Origin of the sequence: Mycobacterium sp., assembly GCF_044370595.1 — a bacterium.
Classification (GTDB): Bacteria; Actinomycetota; Actinomycetes; order Mycobacteriales; family Mycobacteriaceae; genus Mycobacterium.
Window position 1 is genome coordinate 1 of the sequence record NZ_JBILVF010000082.1, and the last position, 14,501, is coordinate 14,501.

The 14,501-nt window shown below is 67.2% G+C and carries 13 protein-coding genes; 8 read left to right on the forward strand and 5 right to left on the reverse strand.

The features are described 5' to 3' along the window. Together ADBZ5N_RS11800 and ADBZ5N_RS11805 are read left to right on the forward strand one after the other, a co-directional pair. Positions 1 to 553, forward strand: a 553-nt coding sequence (locus ADBZ5N_RS11800; protein ID WP_526257669.1) for an SDR family oxidoreductase, incomplete at its 5' end; no start/stop codon positions are given. Between the two features lie 28 nt (positions 554 to 581). Beyond that, the gene (locus ADBZ5N_RS11805; protein WP_526257670.1) at positions 582 to 1,151 is read left to right on the forward strand and encodes a hypothetical protein; all 570 of its coding nucleotides are present in this window, start codon (positions 582 to 584) and stop codon (positions 1,149 to 1,151) included. Between the two features lie 37 nt (positions 1,152 to 1,188). Here the strand turns inward: ADBZ5N_RS11805 and pgi are convergent, their stop codons facing one another. After that, positions 1,189 to 2,847, reverse strand: a complete 1,659-nt coding sequence (gene pgi / locus ADBZ5N_RS11810; protein WP_526257671.1) for a glucose-6-phosphate isomerase — start codon at positions 2,845 to 2,847, stop codon at positions 1,189 to 1,191. A 50-nt stretch (positions 2,848 to 2,897) separates the two neighbouring features. Between pgi and ADBZ5N_RS11815 the strand changes: the two genes are divergently transcribed. Next, the gene (locus ADBZ5N_RS11815; protein WP_526257672.1) at positions 2,898 to 4,355 is read left to right on the forward strand and encodes an NAD-dependent succinate-semialdehyde dehydrogenase; all 1,458 of its coding nucleotides are present in this window, start codon (positions 2,898 to 2,900) and stop codon (positions 4,353 to 4,355) included. Between the two features lie 106 nt (positions 4,356 to 4,461). Here ADBZ5N_RS11815 and ADBZ5N_RS11820 read toward each other — a convergent pair whose 3' ends face one another. Further along, positions 4,462 to 4,761, reverse strand: a complete 300-nt coding sequence (locus ADBZ5N_RS11820; protein ID WP_526257673.1) for a chorismate mutase — start codon at positions 4,759 to 4,761, stop codon at positions 4,462 to 4,464. Positions 4,762 to 4,963: 202 nt separating this feature from the next. Between ADBZ5N_RS11820 and ADBZ5N_RS11825 the strand changes: the two genes are divergently transcribed. Next, the gene (locus tag ADBZ5N_RS11825) at positions 4,964 to 7,327 is read left to right on the forward strand and encodes a UvrD-helicase domain-containing protein (protein WP_526257674.1); all 2,364 of its coding nucleotides are present in this window, start codon (positions 4,964 to 4,966) and stop codon (positions 7,325 to 7,327) included. Positions 7,328 to 7,339: 12 nt separating this feature from the next. Here ADBZ5N_RS11825 and ADBZ5N_RS11830 read toward each other — a convergent pair whose 3' ends face one another. Both ADBZ5N_RS11830 and ADBZ5N_RS11835 read right to left on the reverse strand, forming a co-directional pair. After that, entirely contained in the window at positions 7,340 to 7,864 is a 525-nt protein-coding gene (locus tag ADBZ5N_RS11830; RefSeq protein ID WP_526257675.1) for a hypothetical protein, read from the reverse strand. Between the two features lies 1 nt (position 7,865). Then, a complete protein-coding gene (locus ADBZ5N_RS11835; protein WP_526257676.1) occupies positions 7,866 to 8,687 on the reverse strand; it encodes a M23 family metallopeptidase in 822 nt (273 codons plus the stop codon). A gap of 335 nt (positions 8,688 to 9,022) precedes the next feature. On the opposite strand from ADBZ5N_RS11835, the gene sucC reads away from it, so the two are divergent. The 3 genes from sucC to ADBZ5N_RS11850 are packed head-to-tail and all read left to right on the forward strand — an operon-like array spanning position 9,023 to position 12,679. Continuing rightward, the gene (gene sucC, locus ADBZ5N_RS11840; protein WP_526257677.1) at positions 9,023 to 10,225 is read left to right on the forward strand and encodes an ADP-forming succinate--CoA ligase subunit beta; all 1,203 of its coding nucleotides are present in this window, start codon (positions 9,023 to 9,025) and stop codon (positions 10,223 to 10,225) included. A gap of 2 nt (positions 10,226 to 10,227) precedes the next feature. Next, positions 10,228 to 11,130: a succinate--CoA ligase subunit alpha gene (gene sucD, locus ADBZ5N_RS11845; protein WP_526257678.1), complete on the forward strand. Its 903-nt coding sequence runs from the start codon at positions 10,228 to 10,230 to the stop codon at positions 11,128 to 11,130. A 19-nt stretch (positions 11,131 to 11,149) separates the two neighbouring features. Beyond that, entirely contained in the window at positions 11,150 to 12,679 is a 1,530-nt protein-coding gene (locus tag ADBZ5N_RS11850; RefSeq protein ID WP_526257679.1) for an acetyl-CoA acetyltransferase, read from the forward strand. On the opposite strand, the gene ADBZ5N_RS11855 is transcribed toward ADBZ5N_RS11850, so the two are convergent. Beyond that, the gene (locus ADBZ5N_RS11855; RefSeq protein ID WP_526257680.1) at positions 12,676 to 13,524 is read right to left on the reverse strand and encodes an LLM class F420-dependent oxidoreductase; all 849 of its coding nucleotides are present in this window, start codon (positions 13,522 to 13,524) and stop codon (positions 12,676 to 12,678) included. The genes ADBZ5N_RS11850 and ADBZ5N_RS11855 overlap by 4 nt on opposite strands. A gap of 147 nt (positions 13,525 to 13,671) precedes the next feature. Here ADBZ5N_RS11855 and ADBZ5N_RS11860 point away from each other — a divergent pair, with 147 nt between their 5' ends. Beyond that, positions 13,672 to 14,448: a DUF5336 domain-containing protein gene (locus tag ADBZ5N_RS11860; protein ID WP_526257681.1), complete on the forward strand. Its 777-nt coding sequence runs from the start codon at positions 13,672 to 13,674 to the stop codon at positions 14,446 to 14,448. Positions 14,449 to 14,501: the final 53 nt, after the last annotated feature.

The following is a 14,501-nucleotide window of genomic DNA, read 5'->3' on the forward strand; positions in this document are numbered from 1 at the left end:
TCAGAGGGTGCCGCAGGTTTTCGCCGAACTCGCCGCCGACATCGGTGGGCTCGACCGCGTCATCGTCAACGCCGGGATCGGCAAGGGCGCCCCGTTGGGCAGCGGAAAGCTGTGGGCCAACAAGGCCACCATCGAAACCAATCTCGTGGCCGCGCTGGTTCAGATCGAAACCGCGCTGGAGATCTTCACCCGTCAGGGCTACGGGCACCTCGTGCTGATTTCCAGCGTGTTGAGCAACAAGGGAATGCCCGGCGCCAAAGCCTCCTATGCGGCCAGCAAGGCTGGGTTGTCATCGCTGGGAGAGTCGCTGCGCGCCCAATACGTCCGCAGCCCAATCGCCGTGACCGTTCTGGAGCCCGGATACATCGAATCGGAGATGACCGCCAAGACTGCGAAGACGATGCTGATGGTGGATAACCGGACCGGTGTCGCGAAGATGGTGAACGCGGTAGAAAAGGAGAAGGGCCGGGCGATCGTGCCGGGCTGGCCATGGATCCCACTGGTGGCGCTGCTGCGGGTACTGCCGCCACGGTTAGCCAAGCGATTCGCCTAGTCATCCGGTGATGGGCGAGAATGCGGCCATGAACAGAAAACTGACAGTTGCCGCCGCCCTGCTGGCGGGGATGTTCGCCGCGGCGCCCGCTGCCGCCGATCCCGCGCCATGCATCACCGTCGACGGCGCGCCCTGTGTTGCGCCGGGTGTGGACACCCCGGTTAGCCCGTCGGTGACTGTCGGTCCTGATGGAGCCAGCGCATCTCTTCCCAGCGGCGCCTCGGCGTCCGCCGGCCCCGGCGGGGCGACGGCCGCTGTGCCCAACGGTGGCGCAGCAGTGACCGGTCCGAACGGTGCGGCGGCGACGGCGCCCGGTGGGCCGGCGGTGTCGGCGGCACCCGGCGGGGTTATCGCGACGGTGCCGAACGGTCCAGTCGCGGCGGTCACCCCCGATGGTGTGACCGCGGCCGTCCCCGGCGGGCCGGCGGCGGTCGCCGGCCCTGACGGCGCCACCGCGGCTCTACCCGGCGGTGAAACGGCCACGGTCGGACCGGACGGCGCTAACGCGACACTGCCCGGTGGGACCAACGTCGAGGTCAGCCCGGACGGCGTCCTGACCTGCATCCCAGGCCTGATCTGCATCAGTAACGGGGCCTAGATCAATACTTGGGGCCTATCAAAGGCGGATCGCCCGCTCAGCTAACCCGGCCGCGCTCCTGCCGGTAGCGGCGCACCAGGGCGTCGGTCGAGCTGTCCGACTGCGGCTCCGGTGAGGCCGTCTCGGTGATCACCGGCAGCAGTGCCTTGGCCTGGGTCTTGCCCAGTTCCACACCCCACTGGTCGAACGAGTCCACCCCCCAGATCACGCCCGCGACGAACACCTGGTGCTCGTAGAGCGCAATCAGTTGGCCCAGCACCGACGGCGTCAACCGCGTTGCCAGGATCGACGTTGTCGGCTTGTTGCCGGGCATGACCTTGTGCGCAACCACTTCTGCCGGTGTGCCTTCGCCGGCGATCTCCTCAGCGGTCTTGCCAAAAGCGAGCACCTGGGTCTGGGCGAAGAAGTTGCTCATCAGCAGGTCATGCATGCTCCCCTGACCGTCGGCGGTGGGCAGATCGTCGGTGGGCTGGGAGAACCCGATGAAATCCGCCGGCACCAGCCGGGTGCCCTGATGCAGCAACTGGTAGAACGCGTGCTGGCCGTTGGTTCCCGGCTCACCCCAGAAGATTTCGCCGGTGCCGGTGCTCACCGGGCTGCCGTCAGCGCGCACCGACTTGCCGTTGGACTCCATGGTGAGCTGCTGCAGATAGGCCGCGAACCGGGCCAGGTCGTTCGAATAGGGGAGCACCGCGCGGGTTTCGGCGCCGAAGAAGTCGGAGTACCACAAGCCGATCAGCCCCAGTAGTACCGGCGCGTTGGACTCCAACGGTGCGGTGGCGAAATGACGATCCACCAGATGGAACCCCGACAGGAAGTCGGCGAACGCCGCTCGGCCGATCACCGCCATCAGCGCCAGACCGATCGCGGAGTCCACCGAGTAGCGGCCGCCCACCCAGTCCCAGAACCCGAACATGTTCGCCGAGTCGATGCCGAATTCCTCGACCAGTTTCTTATTGGTCGACACCGCCACGAAGTGTTTGGCCACCGCCTCGTCACCCAGGGCCTCGATGAGCCAGCGGCGCGCGGCGGTGGCATTCGTCAGCGTTTCCAGAGTGGTGAACGTCTTCGACGCGATCACGAAAAGGGTTGTGGCCGGATCCAGTCCGTCGAGTTTGGCCACCAGGTCGGCAGGATCGACGTTAGAGACGAAGCGGGCGGCGATTCCGGCGTCGGCCTGGTGCCGCAGCGCCTGATACGCCATCGCCGGCCCGAGATCAGAACCGCCGATCCCGATGTTGACCACCGTCTCGATCCTTTTACCGGTGGCGCCGGTCCACTCTCCGGACCGCAACCGGTCGGTGAAGTCGCCCATCGCGTCCAACACCGCGTGCACATCGGCGACCACGTCCTGTCCGTCGACCCGCAGTTCGGCCTCGCGCGGCAGACGCAGCGCGGTGTGCAGCACCGCGCGGTCCTCAGAGGTGTTGATGTGCTCACCGGCGAACATGGCGTCGCGTCGTTGTTCGAGACCGGCGGCCCGGGCGAGGTCGGTCAGCAGCGCCAGGGTCTGGCGGGTGACGCGGTGCTTGCTGTAGTCGATGTAGAGGTCGCCGACGGTCAGGGTGAGGTCGCGGCCACGGTCGGGATCCTCGGCGAAAAACGCCCGCAGATGTTTGTCGGCGATCAGCTCGTGGTGTCGGCTCAGCGCTGTCCAGGCCGCGCTGCTGGTGATGTCCCCGGTCTCGGCGCTCATTCCCCAGACCTTATGCGGCGGTGCGCCGCGATGGGGTAGATCATTGAGCTATGGAAAATCCAGATGTCTCGCGGATCTTGGCGTTGGTTCCGACCGGTCTGTGGATCGGCGGTGAGGAGCGGCCCGGCTCATCGACCTTCGATGTGCTCAACCCCGCCACCGACGAGGTATTGACCGCGGTGGCCAACGCCACCGCCGCCGACGCGATCGCGGCGCTGGATGCGGCCTGCGCGGTGCAGCAACAGTGGGCGGCGACACCCGCGCGGGAGCGCGGCGAAGTCTTGCGGTCGGTGTTCGAGTCCATCATCGACAAGGCCGACGACATCGCCACTCTGATGACACTGGAGATGGGCAAAGTCGTCGCCGAGAGTCTCGGTGAGGTCAGATACGGCGCGGAGTTCTTCCGGTGGTTCGCCGAGGAGGCGGTGCGCATCCACGGCCGGTTCACCCCCAGCCCGGCCGGGACCGGCCGCATCGTCGTGACCAAGCAGCCCGTCGGACCCTGCTACGCGATCACCCCGTGGAACTTCCCGCTGGCGATGGGCACCCGCAAAATCGGCCCGGCTCTGGCGGCGGGGTGCACGATCATCGTCAAGCCGGCCCAGGAGACGCCGCTGACCATGATGCTGCTGGCCAAGCTGATCGACGATGCCGGATTGCCCAAAGGTGTCCTGTCGGTGCTGCCCAGCAATCAGCCGCGGGAGGTGACGACCGCCCTGATCGAGGACGGCCGGTTGCGCAAAATGAGCTTTACCGGCTCGACCGGGGTGGGCAAGGCGCTGCTGAAGCAGGCTAGCGACGCGCTGCTGCGCACCTCGATGGAACTCGGCGGCAACGCACCGTTCGTGGTGTTCGACGACGCCGATGTCGATGCCGCCGTCGAAGGCGCGATGCTGGCCAAGATGCGCAACGGCGGCGAGGCTTGCACCGCAGCCAACCGGCTCTACGTCGCCAACCCCCTGCTGGAGGATTTCACCGACAGGTTCGTCAAGAAGATGGGCGAGATGAACGTCGGCAACGGACTGGACCCGTCGACCAAACTGGGACCGCTGGTCAATCCCAAGCAGGTCGCGTCGGTGCAGGAACTGGTCAACGACGCCGTCGAGAAGGGCGCCAAGGTGGCCGTCGGCGGTCAGGCCCCCGGCGGCCCCGGCAACTTCTACCCGGCCACCGTGCTGACCGATGTCCCGCCGAACGCCCGCATCCTCAAAGAGGAGGTGTTCGGTCCGGTCGCCCCGATCGTCGGCTTCGACACCGAGGCACAGGGAATCGCCGCCGCCAACGACACCGAGTACGGCCTGGCGGCCTACATCTTCACGCAGTCACTGGACCGGGCGTTGCGGGTTGCCGAGTCCATCCAGGCCGGCATGGTGGGCGTCAACCGCGGGGTGATCTCGGATCCAGCGGCCCCGTTCGGCGGGGTCAAGGAATCGGGTTTCGGCCGAGAGGGCGGCTTCGAGGGCATCGACGAGTACCTCGACGTGAAGTACATCGCCCTGACGAAGTAGACCGGGCGTCGCGAGATTGCAGCCACGCAGGGAAAAGGCGAGTGGGGGCCTGCGTGAGTGCAATCTCGGCTTCGGTGCCCGAGCTGGCGCTGCTGGATGGCCGGCGTCAGTGCCCGAGCCGGCCGCGGCCCATGCGCAGCAGCAGCATCGCCAGATCCTTGCCGTCCTGGCCGAGTTCGCTGTAGCGCTCGATGACCTTCATCTCCCGGCTGTGCACCAGGCGGGTGCCGCCTGAGGCCATCCGGACCTTGCCGATCGCCTGCGACACCTCGGTGCGGCGCTTGACCGCCGCCAGGATCTCCGCGTCGAGGCGGTCGATCTCCGAGCGTAGGGCGTCGATATCCGATTCGGTGAGTTCTTCGGTCGTCATATCGCCGTTCTCCTGGTGTGGGGGTTGTGGTCTCATTCGCTCCGGGCCTCACACAAGAGACGAGCCCCGGATCGCAGATGCGGACCGCGGGGCTCTCGGTTTCGAGCAGCTAAGCCTCCCCGGGCACCGCGAACGGGTACCCGTAGAAAAATCGCTGCGTTTGCACGTCAAGAGTGTGCCACTGGTTGGCGTGGCTGTGCAAAAAGGTGTCCGCCTGCGGCGGTAAGTTGGTGCAGTCATGACTGTTCAGGCGACCGACTTCCGGGTCCCATCCGGCCCCGCCGAATTGCTCGACGGGCTCAACCCCGAGCAGCGCCAGGCGGTGCTGCATGAGGGGTCCCCCTTGTTGATCGTCGCGGGTGCCGGCTCGGGCAAGACGGCCGTGCTCACCCGCCGGATCGCCTACCTGCTGGCAGCCCGCGACGTGGGCCCCGGTCAGATCCTGGCCATCACCTTCACGAATAAGGCGGCCGCCGAGATGCGGGAGCGGGTGGCCGGGCTGGTCGGCCGGCGCGCGGTGAACATGTGGGTGTCGACGTTCCACTCCACCTGCGTGCGGATCCTGCGCAACCAGGCCTCCCTGCTACCGGGTTGCAACTCCAACTTCTCCATCTACGACGCCGACGACTCCCGTCGCCTGCTGCTGATGATCGGTCGGGACATGGGTATCGACGTCAAGCGTTACTCGCCGCGCCTGCTGGCCACCTCGATCTCCAACCTCAAAAACGAGTTGATCGACCCCGAGCAGGCCGCGGCCTCGCTGGAGCCCGGCGGGGATGACCTCGCCCGCATCGTGTCCGAGGTCTACGCCGAGTACCAGCGCCGGCTTCGGGCCGCCAACGCCCTGGACTTCGACGACCTGATCGGTGAGACGGTGGCGGTACTACAGCGCCACCCGCAGATTGCCCAGTACTACCGGCGGCGATTCCGGCACATCCTGGTCGACGAATACCAGGACACCAACCATGCGCAGTACGTGCTGGTGCGCGAACTCGTCGGGGTCGCCGCGCCGGACACCGACACGGTGCCTCCGGCGGAACTCTGCGTCGTCGGTGACGCCGACCAGTCGATCTACGCCTTCCGCGGGGCAACGATCCGAAACATCGAGGACTTCGAGCGCGATTTTCCCAACGCCACCACGATCCTGCTCGAGCAGAACTACCGCTCCACCCAGACCATCCTGTCGGCGGCGAACTCGGTGATCGCCCGCAATACCGGCCGGCGGGAAAAGCGGCTGTGGACCGATGCCGGCGACGGCGACCTCATCGTCGGCTACGTGGCCGACAACGAGCACGATGAGGCGCGCTTCGTGGCCGGCGAGATCGACACCCTCGTTGACGGAGCCACCGACACCTACAACGACGTGGCGGTGTTCTACCGCACCAACAATTCCTCACGGGCCCTGGAAGATGTCTTCATCCGCGCCGGCATTCCCTACAAGGTGGTGGGCGGGGTTCGGTTTTACGAACGCAAAGAGATTCGCGACATCGTCGCCTACCTGCGGGTGCTGGACAACCCGGGCGATGCGGTGAGTTTGCGGCGCATCCTCAACACCCCCCGCCGCGGAATTGGGGACCGCGCCGAGGCCTGCGTTGCGGTCCACGCCGAGAACACCGGGAGCACCTTCGCCGAGGCGTTGGTCGCCGCCGCCGAGGGTCGGGTGCCGATGCTGAACACCCGGTCGGAGAAGGCCATCGCCGGCTTCGTCGACCTGCTCGACGAATTACGCGCGCACTTGAACTCCGCAGATGAGGGGGAATTGGGCAATCTGGTCGAGGCCGTGCTCGACCGTACCGGCTACCGCCGCGAACTAGAGTCCTCCAATGACCCCCAGGATCTAGCCCGGCTGGACAACCTCAATGAATTAGTCAGCGTTGCACACGAATTCAGCATCGACCGGGCCAACGCCGCCGCGCTGGCCGGCGATGACGAGGCGGTCGACGAGGCGGTCGACGAGGACGTACCGCAGACCGGAATCCTGGCGGAGTTCCTTGAGCGGGTGTCACTGGTCGCCGATTCCGATGACATCCCGACCAGCGACGCCGGTGTGGTCACCCTGATGACGCTGCATACCGCCAAGGGCTTGGAGTTCCCGGTGGTGTTCGTCACCGGCTGGGAGGACGGCATGTTCCCGCATATGCGGGCACTGGGTGACCCGACCGAACTGTGCGAGGAACGCCGCCTGGCCTACGTCGGCATCACCCGGGCCCGCCAGCGGCTGTACCTGAGCCGGGCCAAGGTGCGCTCCTCATGGGGGCAGCCGATGCTCAACCCGGAGTCGCGCTTCCTGCGGGAGATCCCCGAAGACCTGATCGACTGGCGGCGGACCGACACCGGTCCCGCCGCGGGGCCCAGCGCGCCGGTCGTCGGCCGGTTCGGCCCGCCGCAACGCACCCCGGGGCCGTCGGCGATGCGGTCGGGCGGCGGTAAACGGCCGCTGATCGTGCTGCAACCCGGGGATCGGGTGAGCCACGACAAGTACGGTCTGGGTCGCGTCGAGGAAGTCTCCGGGATGGGCGAGTCGGCGATGTCCCTGATCGACTTCGGCAGCGCCGGGCGGGTCAAACTCATGCACAACCACGCCCCCCTGCACAAGCTCTGAGGGGGAGCGGATTCAGACGCCGCTGCACCACCGCCTGGTTTCCGGGAGCAACGACAGCACCAGGCCGGCCAGCGGCAGCAGCGGAATGAGGTACACCGGCCAGGCCACCTTCGCCCCCGCCAGGAACACGCTCCCGAACGTCAGCAGCGCGAGTCCGGCCCCGAAGGCAATCAGATAGCGGCCCACCGCTCGTCGGAGCAGGAGCAGGATCACCCCGCACACCGTGGCGGCCGCGTAAACCAGGGTCAGGAAACCCACCGCGAGGCAGAACAACCGGTCGGTGTCCCACCAGCCACTGACTAGGTCGGTGGCCACCACAGCGGTCGGCCAGCCGCTCAGCATGGCCGCAGCGGAGGCCGCGAACGCGGTACGGCCGGAAGTGGGGATGTCCGCCGGTTCGGGGATCAGCGGGGTGGCAGCTTCCTGCTGCCCGAGGGGAACACGACGGATGAGATGCGTGCCGGTGTCCTCGGGAGCGGGGCCGGTCGGGTGCCGCCGGATCTGGGGACTGCGCGGGTCGTCGGGGGAAGACGACAACTCAGCCGGCGTAACCGCCCAGCGAGACGCCGTGGGCAGCCATCCACGGTACCGGATCGATGGCGTTGTTTCCGCCGACCAGCACCGAGAAGTGCAGGTGCGGACCGGTCGAATTGCCGCGGTTGCCGATGGTGGCGATCTGGTCGCCCGCGACCACCCGCTGGCCGACCTGAACGGTCCAGCTGTTGATGTGTCCGTAGCGCGTCACGGTGCCGTCGGAGTGCGTGATCAGCACCCAGGCGCCGTAACCGGAGTTGGTGTACCCGGCTTCTTTGACGACGCCATCGGCAGCGGCGTAGATCGGCGTCCCGACCGGACCGGCCACGTCGATCCCGTCGTGCATCGCACCCCAGCGGTAGCCGAAGCCGGAGGTGAAGAGGCCTCGGGTCGGAACTACGTACTGTGGGCGCTGCAGCAGAGCCTCCCGATGCGCGCGCTCGTTGGCGTAGGCCACGCCGCGGGCGAACTCCTCGTTGTGCACCGCGGCGTTGGAAGCGGGCTTGACCGTCACAAGCTCTGCGCCGCGAATGACAGCGCCCTCGGCCAGCGGAGTCAGTTCAGACGCGAGCACGGTGCGGGTGGTGGACTGGGGGGCGGGCTTGATAGCGACCCAGGCCGCGGCCGCGGCGGCGCCGGCGGCCATCGCGGCGATCAGGGCCCGGCCTTTGGCGGCACTGGTGGGCTGGCGGCGATGCTTCGGGGTGCGGGGCAGCACGTCGGTGACCTCGGTGCTGCTGAACATCGGCCGCTCGGCCCGGCTGCCGGGAGCGGCGAATTTGGCCGGGACCTCGAGTAGCGGGGTCAAATCCTCGACGTCGGACATATCGGCGACCTCGAACGGCGGAACCGCTGCCGAAGGGGGTTCAGTCGCCTGCGCGCGCGTGCGGGGGGATGGGGCCGACCTAAGCTGCGTCAAAACCAAGTCCTCGAGTCCGTGACCAAAGCGTTATCTAGACCGGAGAACGGTAACCAACGGGACGGTGGGGTCGCAACCCAACGGCAATTTAACACCGGAGAATGTGATCTGTGTCACCTCGACCCGGTGTGGGTTCTTTTCGTCATCAGGGCGGGCTGTAACGGCCCGTCGCCTGCCGATACAGTTCCCCCGGAGCGGCTTTGTCAAACCCACGACCGAGTAGAGAGCCCAGCACAGATCTCATGGACCTTTTCGAGTATCAGGCGAAGGAACTGTTCGCCAAACACCATGTCCCGACGACGCCCGGCCGAGTGACCACCTCGGCGGACGACGCCAAGGCGCTCGCTACCGAGATCGGCCGGCCGGTGATGGTGAAAGCGCAGGTCAAGACTGGTGGGCGCGGTAAGGCAGGCGGCGTGAAGTACGCGGCCACCCCTGAGGACGCCTACACCGCCGCCTCGAACATCCTGGGTTTGGACATCAAGGGCCACATCGTCAAGAAGTTGTTGGTCTCCGAGGCCAGTGACATCGCCGAGGAGTACTACCTGTCCTTCCTGCTCGACCGCGCCAACCGCACCTACCTGGCCATGTGCTCGGTCGAGGGCGGTATGGACATCGAGGAGGTGGCCGCCACCAAGCCGGACCGCCTCGCCAAGATCCCAGTCGACGCAGTCAAAGGTGTGGACGTCGCATTCGCCCGGGAGATCGCCGAGAAGGGGCACCTACCGGCCGAGGTGCTCGACGCGGCGGCGGTCACCATTGCCAAGCTGTGGGAGGTTTTCGTCAACGAGGATGCCACCCTGGTCGAGGTCAACCCGCTGGTCCGTACCCCTGACGATCAGATCTTGGCGCTGGACGGCAAGGTCACCCTGGACGGCAACGCCGACTTCCGGCACCCCGACCACGCGCAGTACGCGGACGCCGAGGCCACCGATCCGCTGGAACTGAAGGCCAAACAGAACGACCTGAACTACGTGAAGCTCGACGGTGAGGTCGGCGTGATCGGCAACGGCGCCGGGTTGGTGATGTCCACCCTCGACGTGGTGGCCTACGCCGGGGAGAAGCATGGCGGGGTCAAGCCGGCGAACTTCCTCGACATCGGCGGCGGCGCCTCGGCCGAGGTGATGGCCGCGGGTCTGGACGTGATCCTGGGCGACAAGCAGGTCAAGAGCGTGTTCGTCAACGTCTTCGGGGGCATCACCTCCTGTGACGCTGTCGCCAGTGGCATCGTGAAGGCCCTGCAGATGCTCGGGTCCGACGCCAACAAACCCCTGGTGGTTCGCCTCGACGGAAACGCTGTCGAGGAAGGCCGGCGAATCCTGGCCGAAGCCAACCACCCGCTCGTCGTCGTAGCCGACACCATGGATTCCGGTGCCGACAAAGCGGCCGCGCTGGCGGCCGCATCAGGCGGAGCCGCCGATCACTCCGCCGGAAAGGACGCGTAGTCGTGTCGATCTTTTTGAACAAGGACTCCAAAGTCATCGTCCAGGGGATCACCGGCGGTGAGGCCACCAAACACACGGCCCTGATGCTCAAGGCCGGCACCCAGGTCGTGGGCGGCGTCAACGCCCGCAAGGCCGGTACGACCGTCTCCCATAAAGACAAGAGCGGCAACGATATTGAGTTGCCGGTGTTCGGTTCGGTCGCCGAGGCGATGGAGAAGACCGGTGCCGACGTGTCCATCGCCTTCGTACCGCCGCAGTTCGCCAAGGACGCCATCATCGAGGCCATCGATGCTGAGATCCCACTGCTAGTGGTCATCACCGAGGGAATCCCGGTGCAGGACACCGCCTACACGTGGGCCTACAACGTCGACCACGGACAGAAGACCCGGATCATCGGCCCGAACTGCCCGGGCATCATCACTCCGGGCGAGGCGCTGGTCGGCATCACCCCGGCCACCATCACCGGCAAAGGCCCGATCGGTCTGGTGTCGAAATCCGGCACGCTGACCTACCAGATGATGTTCGAGCTCAGGGATTTCGGCTTCTCGACCGCAATCGGCATCGGTGGTGACCCGGTGATCGGCACCACCCACATCGACGCCATCGAAGCCTTCGAGAAGGACCCCGAAACCAAGCTGATCGTGATGATCGGCGAAATCGGCGGTGACGCCGAAGAACGGGCGGCCGACTACATCAAGGCCAACGTCACCAAGCCGGTCGTCGGCTACGTCGCCGGGTTCACCGCACCGGAGGGCAAGACCATGGGCCACGCCGGCGCCATCGTGTCGGGGTCGTCGGGCACCGCCGCCGCCAAGAAGGAGGCCCTGGAGGCCGCCGGGGTGAAGGTCGGCAAGACGCCCTCGGCTACCGCCGAACTGGCCAGGGAGATCCTCCAGGCTCTATGACGCACAGGGTGCGGTGCCTGTGACGGCGGTCGATCCGCGGACCCCTGTCATCGTCGGGGTCGGTCAGTTCACCGAGCGCATCGACGACCCCGCCTACCGCGGCATGTCCGCTGTCGAGCTGGCGACGGCTGCCGCCGAGGCGGCCCTGACCGACACCGGCGCCGCCGCCGAGGTCGCAGAGGCGATCGACACCGTGCTGGGACTGCGGCAGTTCGAGATCTCCGGGCGAGGTATCGCCCCACTGGGCTGCTCCACGAACTATCCGCGTTCGGTAGCCCGCCGGGTGGGTGCGCAGCCTGCCCGTGCTGTTCTGGAACCTATTGGCGGACAAGGCCCGCAGCACGCGATCACCGAATTCGGGGCGGCCATCGCGGCTGGTGCGGCGGATGTGGTGATGGTGCTCGGCTCGGAAAACGGTTCGACACTGCGGTCCTTCGCCAGCGCGGCCGACAAGCCGGACCACTCCGAGACGGTGGCGGGTCAACTCGAGGATCGTGGCTTCGGATACGAGGGTCTGTTCAACGATTACACCGTGGCGCACGGCCTGGTCGGGGCACCTGCGCAATACGGGTTGTTGGAAAACGCGCGGCGCGGCAGGGTCGGTCTCGGTGTACTCGAGTACCGCAGAGCGATGGCTGAGTTGTTCGCGCCGTTCTCCAAAGTAGCTGCCGCTAATCCGTTTTCGGCCTCGCCGGTGCAGCGGTCCGTTGCCGAGATCATGACCGTCGACGCCGACAACCGGATGATCTGCGATCCCTACCCCCGGCTGTTGGTCGCGCGGGATCTCGTGAATCAGGGTGCGGCGGTGGTGCTGATGTCGGTGGCGGCCGCGCGCCGACTCGGGATCCCACCGGAGAACTGGGTGTATCTGCGCGGCCACGCGGACCTGGTCGACCAACCGTTGCTGGACCGCGGTGACCTGAGCTTCAACTCGGCCTCGATCCTGGCGGTGGACGAGGCGCTGCGGGTGGCCGGGGTGGGACTCGACGACATCGCAACCTTCGACCTGTACAGCTGCTTCCCGGTGCCGGTGTTCAATTTCTGCGACGGCACCGGCCTGGCGGTAGACGACCCGCGGGGGCTGACCCTGACCGGGGGGTTGCCCTACTTCGGCGGTCCGGGCAACAGCTACTCACTGCACGCGATTGCCGAAACCGTCGTGCACATGCGTTCGCGGCAAGGCGCCTTCGGCCTGGTCGCAGCCAACGGCGGGATCATCAGCAAGTACTCGGTGGGGGTGTACTCGACCGACGCGGCCGACTGGGCGCCGGATAACAGCGTTGAGCTGCGCGCCGAAGTCGCGGCCCGGCCGGCCACGCCGGTCGCTGAGCAGGCTGACGGCCCGGCGACCATCGAGACCTACACCGTGCGCTACGACTGGCCGGTGCGAACCGGCATCATCATCGGACGCCTCGACGCCGACGGACGCCGCTTCCTGGCCATGACCGACGACGCCGACCTCGTCGGCGCGATGAGCGACGGGGATCCTCTCGGTGCCCGGATCGTGGCGCGGCCCAACGCCGCAGGCAACCGGGCGGTCTTGGCCTAAACCATCGCGGTGAGCTTGCCGGCCAATCGCTCGACGTAGGCGGCCACCTCGTCGGTCGACTTGTCCGGGAGGCCGAAGAGCACCTCGGTGACCCCGATCTGGGCCCAGTGCTCCAACTTCTCGGCCACCGGCTTGTAATCCAGTGCCACGATCTGCGGAACGCCGTCTCGGCCCGCCTCGCTCCAGATCTCCTGCAATTGACGCACCGGGGCGTCGATGTCGAAGTCCCGCGGGGTGGTGATCCATCCGTCAGCGCTGCGGGCGATCCACGTGAAGTTCTTCTCGGTGCCGGCCGCGCCTACCAGGACGGGCACATGCGGCTGAACGGGTTTGGGCCAGGCCCAACTGGGCCCGAAGTTGACGAACTCGCCCTCGTAGGCGGCCTCTTCCTGCGTCCACAACGCGCGCATGGCTTCGATGTACTCGCGCAGCATGGTCCGGCGGCGCCCGGGCGGCACGTTGTGGTCGGCCAATTCGTCGGTGTTCCAACCGAAGCCGACGCCGACGCTGACGCGTCCTTCCGACAGATGGTCGAGGGTGGCGATCGTTTTCGCCAGACTTATCGGGTCGTGTTCGACGGGCAGCGACACCGCGGTGGACAGCCGGACCCGTGTCGTCACGGCGGCGGCGGTGGCGAGGCTGACCCACGGGTCCAGGGTGCGCATGTAGCGGTCGTCGGGCAGGGACTCGTCGCCGGTAGTCGGGTGGGCGGCCTCCCGCTTCACCGGGATGTGGGTGTGTTCGGGGACATAGAACGTGGTGAAGCCATGATCGTCGGCCAGCTTGGCCGCCGCCGCCGGGGTGATACCGCGGTCGCTGGTGAACAACACGAGTCCGTAGTCCATGCGCAGAATTAGAACGTGTTCTAGGTCAGCGGGGCAACCCCTGCGGTTGCGCTGCACAGACAGCCGGGGACACGCCCGCTGGTCGGTGGTGGCTGCAGTCCGGTGCGCTAGCGTGGTCGGCAGGTCCTAATACCGTGAGGAGAGGCCATGACTTACCCGCCCGTCACCCCGGGCTACCCGGCTCCCCAGCAGCCCGGAGGTTATTCCGGACCTGCAAGCCCCGCCCCCACCGCCGGGCCCGGGAAGGTGCCGGCCTACCTCACCGCCGCCGTCGTCGGGCTTGGGCTGGCCGCGTACCTGGCCAGTTTCGGTCCACTGCTGAGCATCAACACCGAGATGGGTCCTTTCGGCGGAGCGCAATTCACCGCTAGTGGACTGAGCTATTGGACGGTGGCCGCCTTGGTCGCTGCACTGCTGGCCGCGGTGGGCTTGCTGCCCAGGCTCGCCCGGTCGTACACCGCGGTGATCGCGGTCGCCGCGGTGCTTGCTCTGCTGCTGGTCATCGGTCAGGTGGTCAACCGGCCGTCGGCGGTCTCGGTCGGCTGGGCGTTGTGGCTGGTGTTGCTGTTCACGCTGCTTCAAGCCGCCGCCGCGGTGACCGCGCTGCTGTTCGAGACCGGGGTGCTTACCGCTCCCGCGCCACGCCCCCGCTACGACCAGTACGGGCAGTACGGGCCCCCGCCCGGCTACTACGGGCAGGCCGGTGTCCCAGGTCCTCAGCAGCGGCCCGGCTACCCCGCCCCGTACGGCTACCCGGCCGGCAGCTACGGCCAGCCCGACACCAGCAGCACGGACACTCCGCCCACCGGATTCCCCAGCTACAGCCCCGCTCCGGTTCAGCAGTCCGGCCAGCAGCCGGCGTCGGGCCCGAATCCTTCGTCGGATCCGTCATCGGGTTCCGCGGCGGGTTCCAGCCAGACCTGACGCCGCGTCGTAAGTGCGCGCGACGCCGCAAGTGATACGGACTTCGGGCACGG

Bases quoted from the DNA above. Each gene is read 5' to 3' on its own strand.
- ADBZ5N_RS11860 (WP_526257681.1), top strand. From the start codon at position 13,672: ATGACTTACCCGCCCGTCACCCCGGGCTACCCGGCTCCCCAGCAGCCC.
- ADBZ5N_RS11820 (WP_526257673.1), bottom strand. From the start codon at position 4,761: ATGAGACCACAACCCCCACACCAGGAGAACGGCGATATGACGACCGAA.
- ADBZ5N_RS11805 (WP_526257670.1), top strand. From the start codon at position 582: ATGAACAGAAAACTGACAGTTGCCGCCGCCCTGCTGGCGGGGATGTTC.
- pgi (WP_526257671.1), bottom strand. From the start codon at position 2,847: ATGAGCGCCGAGACCGGGGACATCACCAGCAGCGCGGCCTGGACAGCG.
- ADBZ5N_RS11825 (WP_526257674.1), top strand. From the start codon at position 4,964: ATGACTGTTCAGGCGACCGACTTCCGGGTCCCATCCGGCCCCGCCGAA.
- ADBZ5N_RS11835 (WP_526257676.1), bottom strand. From the start codon at position 8,687: ATGTCCGACGTCGAGGATTTGACCCCGCTACTCGAGGTCCCGGCCAAA.
- ADBZ5N_RS11855 (WP_526257680.1), bottom strand. From the start codon at position 13,524: ATGGACTACGGACTCGTGTTGTTCACCAGCGACCGCGGTATCACCCCG.
- ADBZ5N_RS11815 (WP_526257672.1), top strand. From the start codon at position 2,898: ATGGAAAATCCAGATGTCTCGCGGATCTTGGCGTTGGTTCCGACCGGT.
- sucC (WP_526257677.1), top strand. From the start codon at position 9,023: ATGGACCTTTTCGAGTATCAGGCGAAGGAACTGTTCGCCAAACACCAT.